This window comes from Pelomonas sp. KK5, from assembly GCF_001984095.1.
GTDB lineage: Bacteria > Pseudomonadota > Gammaproteobacteria > Burkholderiales > Burkholderiaceae_C > KK5.
In genome coordinates, this window is the sequence record NZ_LYVQ01000594.1 from 1 (window position 1) to 283 (window position 283).

Below are 283 nucleotides of genomic sequence, written 5' to 3' on the forward strand. Positions count from 1 at the left end.
CCACCGGCGACATCGTCGCCCTCACCTCGGCCCAGGCCGGCGTGCTCAGCTCCGCCCAGGTAGCGGGCCTCGGCACCGACCAGCTGAGCAACTTCAGTACCGATGACCTGCGAGCCCTGGGCAGCGCCGCGCTGCGCGCCCTGTCCAGCAGCCAGCTCGGCGCGCTCTCCAGCGACCAGATCGGCGCGCTGACCAGCGCCCAGGTCTCGCAGCTCACCACGGCGCAGATCGCCGGCATGGGCAGCGACACGCTGAACGCCCTCACCAGCAGCCAGATCCCCTC

1 protein-coding gene is annotated in these 283 nt (G+C 72.1%); it reads left to right on the forward strand.

Annotated elements, in window-relative coordinates:
• Nucleotides 1–283 (forward strand): hypothetical protein (locus B0W88_RS34280; protein ID WP_158081007.1); only part of this gene is annotated, 283 nt, incomplete at both ends.